This window comes from Ruegeria sp. BHSA118 (genome assembly GCF_059613405.1).
Genome location: NZ_JBXWSM010000103.1, coordinates 1 through 10,546, shown reverse-complemented (window position 1 = coordinate 10,546; position 10,546 = coordinate 1). Strand labels below are relative to the sequence as shown.

Annotated in this window: 10 protein-coding genes; 3 read left to right on the top strand and 7 right to left on the bottom strand. The window is 58.9% G+C overall.

Annotated features, from left to right (window positions below):
- From AC2FNN_RS20315 to rfbF, 6 genes are all read right to left on the bottom strand, one after another.
- On the bottom strand, positions 1–797 hold a 797-nt coding region (locus tag AC2FNN_RS20315), incomplete at its 3' end, for a B12-binding domain-containing radical SAM protein (protein ID WP_496760241.1).
- A gap of 118 nt (positions 798–915) precedes the next feature.
- The gene (locus tag AC2FNN_RS20310; RefSeq protein WP_496760240.1) at positions 916–1,317 is read right to left on the bottom strand and encodes a GtrA family protein; all 402 of its coding nucleotides are present in this window, start codon (positions 1,315–1,317) and stop codon (positions 916–918) included.
- Positions 1,314–2,192 carry an NAD-dependent epimerase/dehydratase family protein gene (locus AC2FNN_RS20305; protein ID WP_496760239.1) on the bottom strand — a complete coding sequence of 293 codons (879 nt, stop codon included), beginning with the start codon at positions 2,190–2,192 and terminating at the stop codon, positions 1,314–1,316. The genes AC2FNN_RS20310 and AC2FNN_RS20305 overlap by 4 nt, the downstream gene beginning before the upstream one ends.
- Positions 2,192–3,424 (bottom strand): methyltransferase domain-containing protein, encoded by a 1,233-nt coding sequence (locus tag AC2FNN_RS20300; RefSeq protein ID WP_496760238.1) that lies wholly within the window; start codon positions 3,422–3,424, stop codon positions 2,192–2,194. Before AC2FNN_RS20300 ends, AC2FNN_RS20305 begins: the two co-directional genes overlap by 1 nt.
- Positions 3,421–4,506 carry an NAD-dependent epimerase/dehydratase family protein gene (locus AC2FNN_RS20295; protein ID WP_496760237.1) on the bottom strand — a complete coding sequence of 362 codons (1,086 nt, stop codon included), beginning with the start codon at positions 4,504–4,506 and terminating at the stop codon, positions 3,421–3,423. The genes AC2FNN_RS20300 and AC2FNN_RS20295 overlap by 4 nt, the downstream gene beginning before the upstream one ends.
- Positions 4,488–5,261, bottom strand: coding sequence for a glucose-1-phosphate cytidylyltransferase (gene rfbF, locus AC2FNN_RS20290; RefSeq protein ID WP_496760236.1), 774 nt, complete (start codon positions 5,259–5,261; stop codon positions 4,488–4,490). Before rfbF ends, AC2FNN_RS20295 begins: the two co-directional genes overlap by 19 nt.
- Positions 5,262–5,931: 670 nt before the next feature.
- Here rfbF and AC2FNN_RS20285 point away from each other — a divergent pair.
- Entirely contained in the window at positions 5,932–7,416 is a 1,485-nt protein-coding gene (locus AC2FNN_RS20285; RefSeq protein WP_496760235.1) for an NAD(P)/FAD-dependent oxidoreductase, read from the top strand.
- A 15-nt stretch (positions 7,417–7,431) separates the two neighbouring features.
- On the opposite strand, the gene asnB is transcribed toward AC2FNN_RS20285, so the two are convergent.
- Positions 7,432–9,378 (bottom strand): asparagine synthase (glutamine-hydrolyzing), encoded by a 1,947-nt coding sequence (asnB, locus tag AC2FNN_RS20280; protein WP_496760234.1) that lies wholly within the window; start codon positions 9,376–9,378, stop codon positions 7,432–7,434.
- Positions 9,379–9,535: 157 nt separating this feature from the next.
- Here asnB and AC2FNN_RS20275 point away from each other — a divergent pair, with 157 nt between their 5' ends.
- Together AC2FNN_RS20275 and AC2FNN_RS20270 are read left to right on the top strand one after the other, a co-directional pair.
- On the top strand, positions 9,536–10,201 hold the full coding sequence (locus tag AC2FNN_RS20275; RefSeq protein WP_170347020.1) for a response regulator transcription factor: 666 nt from the start codon (positions 9,536–9,538) through the stop codon (positions 10,199–10,201).
- Positions 10,191–10,546, top strand: a 356-nt coding sequence (locus AC2FNN_RS20270; protein WP_496760233.1) for a hypothetical protein, incomplete at its 3' end; no start/stop codon positions are given. The genes AC2FNN_RS20275 and AC2FNN_RS20270, both read left to right, overlap by 11 nt.

Sequence of the window (10,546 nt, the reverse complement as noted above, 5' to 3'; positions counted from 1 at the left end):
ACCTCTTCGTCCTGCACGTACATGCCGAAATTGTCGTCCGCAAAGCACAGCGGGCTGGCATGGTTGATGCGGGCCACGATGTAATCCAGATCGGCCTTGGTGCGTTCAAACGAATGGCGGAAGACCTTCGAATTCGATTTGACCGCCGAATTGCAGAACGCGCAGGTGAACGGGCAGCCCCGTGCCAGTTGCATCAGTGCAAACAGGCCGGTGTCAAAGAACTTGTCCATCAGCCCGGCCAGATAGGGCGAGGGGATTTCATCCAGATCGCGGATGCGGGGCGGCTCGGCCCCGCGCAGGATCTCTCCGGTTTCGGGGTGCACGTAAAGCGCGCCATCGACGGCCTCTTCCCACATGCCTTCGCGTCGGGCACCGACATCGATGAACCGTTGCAGCGTGCTGAGGAACGCGCGCTCGCCCTCATAGGTGGGGCCGCGCACATGCATGTCGATCTGCGGCATGGTCCGGATCCAGCTGTCCTGTTCTTCTTCGGTCAGCGGGAAGTTGGGACCACCCATCAGGGTCAGGCTGTTGGGATTGACCGCCTTGACGTAGTCGGCAAAGGACAGGGCCAGATGGTGGTTCCAGGAATAGCTGGAAAAACCGACCGCATCGGGCGGAGCTGTGTCGACGGCCGCTTTGAATTCCTGCGGATCACGAAAGATCGCGACCTCGATCGGTGTCGGGCTTTTTGCATGAGCCTGGGCATAGGTCGCAAGATTTCCAACGCCCAATGGGTAGGTGTCCGATGTGGCAGTAACGAGGTTATGTCCAAGATCAGCAAGATAAAGACGCATTGACGATTATCCTTCCAGCACTGGTACCAAATACATTTAACAGCCCATATCCTACTATATATCAGATGGACCGGTTACGGATCGAAAGTGTTTATGTCTGTAGTTTTGAGGCATTATATCAGACCTCATGCTGCCACGGGAAGCGATCGGTCAGCGCCCGGGAAACAAGGATGAATGCCAGAACGGCCGCGGGCAGAACCAGCAGGCCCTGTGCAAGGATCGGATGCAGTCCCGTGTTCAGAAGAGCTTCGAGCGAAAAGGCGTTGAAAACGTAAACCATGACATAGGCCAGCAGGTAGAAGGGCAATTTCCTGAACCCTTTGGTGTCGAATACGATCCGGGCGTGGGTCATGAAATTCCACAACACGCCGATGACGAACGAGATCGCAAGAGCCGCCTGTGCGGGCAACCCCGACAGGCTCAGAACCGAGAAAACCGCATACCCGAAGGCCGTATTCACGATGCCGACCAGGGCGAAAAGCATGAAGGATTGCTTGCGTAGAAAAGATGAAGATTTCATACGGCCTCCTCCCTTGACCGAAGACACCGGGCGACTCCGGAAGCAATGTCATATTGTGGCATAAAACCGGTCACGTCCCGCAACCGGGTCACGTCCGCCGCCAGCCGGGGCGGATCGTCCGCTGCGCGGGCGATGGTGCCCAGGCGGATCAGATTGGGCCGGTGCATCTGGTTTGCCACCTCTGCAATCAGGTCTCGAACCGGGGTCGCCGTACCGCTGGCGGCATTGACCGGGCCGGTCAGATCGCTTTCCAGCACGCGCAACAAGGCGCGGGCAAGATCATCGACATGCAGGAAATCCCGCTCCTGCCGTCCATCGGTGCAATCGACCGGTCGTCCCGCCCCGAGGTTTGACATCAGATCGCCAAACAGTCGCCCCGGCGGTTCATCCGGCCCGTAGACAAAAAAGATGCGGGCCCATGCCAGGGACAGACCAAGCGTCTGCTGGCCCGCGCACAGTGCCAGACCGGCCCCGGCCTTGGCCGCCCCATAAAGGGTGCGGGGGCGCAGGGGGCTGGTTTCGACCAGCTCCGGTACCGACCAGTCATATTCGGCACAGCTTCCGGCGCAGATGGCACGCCGGCCGCCTGTGCGCGCGAATTCCCGCACCAGATGCAGAGTGGCGACCATCCAGTCCAGATTGGCCCCAGAATTCCAGCGGTCGCGCGCGCCGTCATGCCAGGCCAGATGCACCAGATGGCTGGCGCGGGCTGTTTCAAGGGCTGTCGTGGTGGCACCGGGGTCCAGCAGATCGCAGGTGATGTCGCTTGCCGGGTTGCGGGCCAGCGTCACCACCTCGTGGCCCGCCTCTGTCAGAGCCGTGGCTGTGGCGCGCCCGATCAATCCGGTTGCGCCCGTCAGCAGAACCCGTGCCATCAGCTGATCCTGATCTCTGGCACGGCGGTCACGAAGCGGGTGCCATGTGCCTTCAGGTCTGACAGTTGATCCGTGACTTCGTCCCGGATGTTCCAGGGCAGGATCAGCACGTAATCCGGCGGCGTCTCGCGCAGGGCTTCGACCCCATGCACGGGGATATGGCTGCCGGGCAGCAGCGTGTTCTGCTTGGCCGGGTTGCGATCAACGCAGTAAGAGATCAGGTCGGGGCCGATCCCGGCATAGTTCAGCAGCGTGTTGCCCTTGGCAGCGGCGCCATAGGCGGCAATGGTGTCACCCCTGGCATTTGCTTCGCGCAGGAAGCCAAGCAGCCCGTCGCGCAGCGTTTCGACCTGAATGGTGAAATTCATATAGCCCTCGGGCCGGTCGAACTGCGCCGCAGCCTCATCCGCGCGGACCTTGGCCAGACCGGGCCCTTCGCGGTGGCTGGCACCCTCAAGGCAGGCGAACACCCGCAGCGAACCGCCATGGGTGGGCAGTTCTTCGACGTCGAAGACACGCAGGCCCGCCTTGGCAAAAATCTTTTCCACCGCCAGCAGCGACAGATAGGAGTAATGTTCGTGATAGATCGTGTCGAACTGCACTTCGTTGATCAGGTTCAGAAGGTGCGGGAATTCGACCGTGTAAACCGCATCACCCGTCAGAAGCGTGGCGATCCCGGCGACGAAATCGTTGATGTCGGGTACATGCGCCAGCACATTGGCCGATGCGATCAGCGCCGGAGGTTTCTCGGTCGCGGCCACCTTGCGGGCCAGCGCCTCGCCGAAATAATCGACCAGCGTGCGCACGCCTTTTTCTTCGGCGGCAGCCGCCACGCTGCCCGAAGGTTCGATCCCCAGAACCGGGATGCCTTTCTCGACGAAATACTGCAACAGATACCCGTCATTCGAGGCGATCTCGATCACCAGATCATCCGGTCCCAGATCAAGCCGGTCGACCATCTGTTCGACATAGGCCCTGGCATGGGCCAGCCAGCTGTCCGAATAGCTGGAGAAATAGGCATAGTCGGCGTTGAAAATCTCATCCGCCGGTACGGCGTCTTCGACCTGTACCAGATAGCAGTCGTTGCAGACCCAGGCATGCAGCGGATAGCGCGGACAGGCCGTGCCCGCGCGCTCGGGCGGGACATAGGAATTGGCCAGCGGAGAAAGCCCCAGATCGACCAGCGTCTGGGTCAGGGCTGCGCCACAGCTCCGGCAAGCGGGGTGTGTCATTGCGGCATCCTCCAGCGCAGATCCTCGCTCAGTGTGCCTGTGCGGATATGCTCTTCAAGCGCTTTCAGCCGCATCAGCGGAGATGACCTGAAATCGGCATCGCCAAAGTTGATATCGTTCAGCAATTGCAGCAGATCCCGGATGGTGCCTTCAAGCGTCTGCACCGGCTGATGTTCGGGTGCCAGTTGTTTGTAGAGCGAAAAGTCGACCTTGTAAGACCGGTTGTCGGGCGAGGCATCGGGATTGATCGAGTAGCTGGCCCCGGGGACCGCTTCGGCCACGGCCTGCGCCAGATCGCGGATCTGATGGTTCCACACATCCGATCCAGCGTTGACCGCAAGCCACTGCCCCCCGGCATCTTGGGTCCGGGTGATGGCCCAGTCGATGGCTCGGGCCATGTCGCGCACGTCGATCAGCGGCCGCCACGGGCTGCCGTCGCTCAGCACCGTGATCTTGCCAGCGGTGACCGCACAGGCGGCAAAATCGTTCAGGACCAGATCCAGCCGCAGCCGGGGCGACGGCCCGCAGGCGGTGGCGAAACGCAGCGCTGTACGCAGCATCCCCGGCGTGTCCATGGCCGCCAGCGCGCGCTCGGTCCCGATCTTGCTGCGGGCATAGGCGGTCAGCGGGTTCAGGGGCGCGTCCTCGGATCGCGCATCGCCTTCGGCGAAGCCATAGACCGAACAGCTGGAGGCGAAGACAAAGCGTGATACCCCGGCTTCGGCGGCCAGATGAGCGGCCTGCACGATGGCATCCTGATTGATTTCCGTGGTGACTGTTTCGAACCGGGCACCCATCGGGTCGTTCGAGATGGCCGCCAGTGCAACAACCGCATCCGCCCCCTGGAACAGTGACGCATCGATATCGCGAATATCCGCGATGATCTGCTGGTTCAGAACCCGCTCGGGCCACGCATCATGTGTGGTCAGCCGGTCCGAGAAAAACCCGGGATCAAGGCCGATCAGATTGGCGTTGGGATAGGATTTCCGCAAGGCCGCCGCCACGACCGGACCAATATAGCCCAGATTGCCAAGCAGGATGATTTTCGGAGCGGAACCCAGCATCATTCCCAGACCTTCCATGGAGCATTGCCTTCCTGCCAGCGCGCTTCGAGCTGACGGCGGTCGCGCAGTGTATCCATCGGTTGCCAGAAACCCTTGTGGCGAAACGCCATCAGATCGCCGTCTGCGGCCAGCGTTTCAAGCGGAGCGCGTTCCCAGATTGCGCCATCCCCGTCCAGCAGATCACCAACCGAAGGATGCAGCACGAAGAACCCGCCATTGATAAAACCACCGTCACCGCCCGGTTTTTCGGCAAAACGTTCGATCTGATCGCTGGCCAGCTCCAACGCGCCGAAACGCCCCGGTGGCACGACTGCGGTGAGCGTGGCACGTTTGCCGTGGCTTTTGTGGAACGCGACCAGCGCGCTGATATCGACATTCCCGACCCCGTCGCCATAGGTCATGCAAAAGGCCTCTTCATCCTTGAGCAGATGCATGACCCGGCGCAGCCGCCCCCCGGTCTGGCTGTCCTCTCCGGTATCGACCAGCGTCACGCGCCACGGTTCCGATTTGCTGTTGGCAATCTCAAGCCCGCCATTGGCCAGATCGATCGTGACGTCTGAACTGTGCAGAAAGAAATTCGCGAAGTATTCCTTGATCACGTAACCCTTGTAGCCGAGGCAGACGATGAAATCCGTGATGCCGTGTGCCGCGTAGATTTTCATGATATGCCAGATGATCGGTTTGCCGCCGATCTCGACCATGGGTTTTGGAATCTTGACGGTTTCTTCGCTGAGCCGGGTTCCCAAGCCGCCGGCCAGAATAACACACTTCATAAAATCGCTCCCTCGTTAACAACGAGACTGGCTACCAATTTACTCATCGTCCCCCAGATTTGAGACTTCTGGGTTTTGCAAACATTCTCACGTATTAGGACGGCAGCGGTGCCACCCTGTCAAGATTCACAGGACGACGAGTCATGAGGCGCTGAATTTCCTGCTGCTCTGGCGCTCAAACATACACAATGCGAGAAAAGTCACAGCATTGTTGATGCGCCCTTTCGGTCCGTCGATACAGTGAAGGACATCACAGACGCAGCTTGAAAAAAGCGGTCATGGTTCAGGTCAGGCGCCGTGCAAGAGATGTGTGGATCCAATCTATGTTTCGCTTCCGGGCGGGGAGTTTCGGCTGGCTGTGCCAGTCAGCAATCATCGTTATGTTTCAGGGCATTGTGGAAAACGCGTGCTGTTTCGGGCGGTGTGAAAGACCGTCGGTTTCGCAAAGCCAAACCGGCTTTCGGCACAGGCGACGCGGGTTTGGCCTGTCATCGATTTGCACGGAAGGGCGCAAGTGCAGTTCGTCAAACGGAATGGTTGATTTTTCTGCACGGAAGGGGTGGAGCTTAATACGCAGGAGCCCCGTTTCGGGAACTGACAGGAATTTGTTGTGAATCTCGGATAACCTCTTGTAGCTTTAGGTCAGTGTTTTGGTATGGGTGTTAGTCATTTGAAAAAAGATATTGTTCCCGTTGTCGTCATTGGTGGTGGTCCAGCAGGGCTGACAGCAGCCTATGAACTTCAGAAACTGAGCGACACACATGTTCCCCGGGTGTTCGAAGCCTCGGACATGGTTGGTGGCATCTCGCGAACCGAAACGCACAAAGGTTATCGCTTCGACATTGGCGGGCATCGGTTTTTCACCAAGGTGCGCGAAGTCGAGGATATGTGGCACGAGGTGATGGGGGATGATTTCATCACCGTGCAACGCCTGAGCCGCATCTTCTATCGCAACAAATTCTACGATTACCCGCTGCGTATCTTCAACGCCCTTGGCAATATCGGCCCCTACGAGACCTACAAGATCATCGGCAGCTTCATCAAATGGAAGATTCGTCCACGCCAGCAGGAAGACACGTTCGAAGACTGGGTCGTCAATCGCTTTGGTGGGCGGCTTTATATGCATTTCTTCCACAGCTACACCAAGAAGGTCTGGGGTATTCCGCCGTCCGAAATCCGGGCCGACTGGGCCGCGCAGCGGATCAAGAACCTGTCCCTGCCCAAGGCGGTCTGGAACGCGATTTCCGGGGCCAATGACACCGCCAGCCTGATCGAGGAATTCCAGTATCCCCGCCTGGGCCCCGGCATGATGTGGGAAAAAACCCGCGATCTGATCCGGGAGAAGGGCGGTTCGGTCGAAACCCATTCCGAAGTGATCCAGGTGAACCGTGATGGCAATCGCGTCACCTCGATCGATGTGCGTCACTGGACTGAAGATGGCGAAAAACACACCGAGCGGGTGGAGGGAGAAGAGTTCGTCAATTCGATGGCCGTTCGTGATCTGATCCATGCTTTTGATCCGCCGCCACCGCCCGAGGTCGTCGAGGCGGCAGACCGTCTGCGGTATCGTGATTTCCTGATCGTGACCCTGATCCTGGATCACGCGGACCCGTTCCCGGACAACTGGATCTACATCCACAGCCCGCAGGTGAAGGTGGGGCGCATCCAGAATTTCCGCGCCTGGTCCGCGGAAATGCTGCCCGATCAGAACACCGCGTCGATCGGGATGGAGTATTTCTGCCAGAAAGGTGACGGGTTGTGGTCGTCAAGTGACGAGGATCTCAGGCATCTCGCCAGTGAAGAGCTTGAAAAGCTGGGTCTGGCCAAGGCCAGCGATGTCATCGACCACGCGGTTATCCGGCAGCCCAAGGCCTATCCGGTCTATGACAGTGAATACAAGGACGCCCTGGACACGGTCAGCGGCTGGCTGAAGACGCTCGAAAACTTCCAGACCGTGGGTCGCAATGGTCTGCACCGCTACAACAACCAGGATCATTCCATGCTGTCGGCGATGTACGCCGCGCGCAATATTCTGGGCGAGGATCATGACGTCTGGGATGTCAATGTTGAGCGGTCCTATCACGAAGAGTTTGAAGCCAAACCCAAGAAAAAGGCGGCCCCGCAATCCGCCGTCCGCAAAAGCAGGGCCCTCTGAGGAAGGAGCAGCCCTTCAACTGTGGACCGCAGCGCCCACAGGTTTGTTGGCAGAGGAGGGTCGGGGGCGGAATCTGTCCGGCCGGATGCTGACGTGATCGCGTAATCTGTTGATTTCGCGATCTTCGTCCTGATGATCCAGCCGGCATCGCAGCCACACCTCGGTCAGCAGCAACCGCAGCCGCAGATCTGGACCGGCCTCTTCGATGGTGTTTGTCATCTGTGTCCGGGTCAGGCTGAAAAGATCCCCCAAATGGGCGTTCCTGAAGTATTCCGGCCGGATCTCAAGCCGCTGAAACACCGTCGTCCAGAACCCGATCTTGATGCGCTGGCTCAGGGTGTTGGGGATGTAGCGGTTGGCGACCTCGCGGACCACCCATTTGTCGCGGATGAAGGGGTGTGCCTTCTCGAAAACGAACGGAGAGGCTCTGAGCTTGTAGCGTGCTGGCAGATTGACCCCGAACCGGGCAACCTGTGTGTCCAGAAACGGGAACCGCGCCTCGATCCCGGCAGCCATGCCCATTGTATCGTTGCGATGCAAAAGCGTTCGCAGATGGTGGTGCATGTAATCCAGGCTCCATTGCCGGCCTCTTTCCTGAAACTTGCGAGGCAGCTGTGCCAGGCTGTCGGCTACAGCCCGCTTGTCCTGCGCCATCTCGCGACCATTCAGGATGTCGCGGACGTTTTCCATGTTTCCCATCCGGTCAGGTGCCAGGATCGGGCCAACCCCCGGTATTGCGCGTATGGCCGAACCCAACCCGCTGATCATCCTTTCATACCCGTCTGTCAGGCGTTTGCGGCCAAGCCAGGGGTAGCCCAGAAACAGCTCATCCGATCCTTCGCCTGACAACAGCCCCTTGATCCCTGAATCCGCCGCGAGCTGGGCGATCATCATCAATGGCGCGCAATTGGGATGATAGGAAAACGGGTATTCGTAGTGACGCATCACACGCGGGATCATGTCGACGAAATCCTGCTCTTCAGCCTCGATGACATGCAGATCAAGTTTCAGGCTTTTGGCCAGCTCCGAGGCGGCGTCCACCTCGCTCCAAGCGCCTTTCACATTGGCGTGGAACAGGGCGATATTCTGGTGCTGGGCCGCTGCGATGGCAACGATCAGGGATGAATCCACCCCGCCAGAGCAAAACGCGCCAACCGGTGCATCCGCGAATAAATGTGAGGCCACGGATTTATGCATGAGATCCGCATATTCATCGACGATATCGGCAGCCGACAGGCCATCGAGACGGGTCATCTCATCAAGGTCGAGAAAGTCGGTCAGTTGGAAGAAAGAGGCGGTGTCGATATTGCCCGATCCGTCATGCCACAGATAAGTGCCGGGTGTCAGGCTGCGGATCCCCTGATAGAAGGTCGGGCCGCTGGTCGGGCCTCCGAATTTCATCAGGTAAGCCGCGATCGAGTTGACATCGGGTTGCAGGGTTATCCAGGGTTCGAAGGCCTTGATCTCTGAGCCGAACAGAAAGGCAGGGCCTTGTTCGGTCATCCCTTGCATCCAGTAAAGAGGTTTCATGCCGAACCGGTCCCGGGCCAGCAGAACCCGGTGTGTCTGCCGGTCGATAAAGGCAAGTCCGAACATGCCATCGAACCGGGCAAGCGCATCTTCGCCCCATTGGATCAGGCTGTGCAGCACCACTTCGGTATCCGAGGTTGTGCGGAACGGGATGCCCAATGCCTCAAGTTCAGCGCGCAGGGTTCTGAAGTTGTAGACTTCGCCATTGTAGACAAGGATGTAGCGGCCGCTTGGGTCCGTAAATGGCTGATCCGACCTGGTGTCGGTATCAACCAGAGACAGGCGTTGATGGGCCAGGCCAAGACCGGGCTCGCTCAGAATGTTGCCGGCATCGGGGCCGCGGTGCCGAATGGCGAAACCGCTTTGACGCAGCCGTGTGACATCAGGGGATGAGGTTGCATCCTCTGGGAAAATTCCAAACAGACCGCACATCCGGCACCTCAAATCGTTAAAACTTAATTTCGGGTTCTGAAACGGATCGCTTTCGACAACCGATCAGGTGAAATATATAAAAGGTGGGGTGAACGGTGCATGTCGGGTCTTGTCATGCTGTGTTCACGTTTGGACCGTTTGTCCCGTATGAGGGGTTATGAAGGTACTGGTTGCGGAAGATGACGATACACTGCGCGGTGATCTTGAATGTTTGCTGCGCGCCCGGGGTGATATCGTAAGACTGTCAGGAAACGGCAATGATGCGCTGTTTCTGGGAGAGACCGAGGATTGGGACGCGATCGTGCTGGACCTGGGGCTGCCGGGGCTGGACGGGTTGTCGATCCTGCGGGAATGGCGCAGTCGGAATGTGGCTGTGCCGGTTCTGATCCTGTCGGCGCGTGACAGCTGGAACGATATCGTTTCCGGATTGCGCAGCGGGGCCGACGATTACCTTTCAAAGCCGTTTCATTCCGAAGAGCTTCTGGCGCGGCTTGAGGCTTTGGTGCGCCGTGCAAGCGGGCGCGGTACACCCTCGATCGATGTCGGAGATCTTTCGGTCCTACCGGACGAAAAGGCCGCCTTTTTCAAGGGGCGCAGCGTATCGCTGACCGCTTTCGAATTTCGGGCGCTGGAGCATCTCGCCCGACATGCGGGATCTGTCGTCAGCCGGGCAGATCTGATCGAACATATCTATGCCGAGGATATGGATCTGCAATCGAACGTCATCGATGTTCTTGTCTCACGTTTGCGTCGGAAGACTTCGGCGGGAATGGTGGAAACCGTGCGGGGGCATGGGTATCGGATTCCGGTAGATGACGCATAATTGGGCTACGATCCCCCGTCGCGTTTCGATTGCCACGATAGCGATCTGCTGCGCCATACTGGGTATCGGGGCCATGATCTGCATTCAGGTCTACCGGGCTCATGAAATCAGCGAAATGGATTTGCTGCTTGGGCAGGATTTGTTGATCGAGGCCCGGCGGGTCGCCTATGACGGGGCACAGGCTGAACTGCTCGAGAGCGTTGGCCCGAGCTTTTATGATCTGACCAATGAGCAATGGTTCTGGCAATTGACGCGCGACGGGTCTGACGAAATCCTGCTGCAATCCCCGTCACTTGGCCCTGTCACCGCGGAAAGCTGGGTTCTGGACGTCCCGGAAGCCGGGGG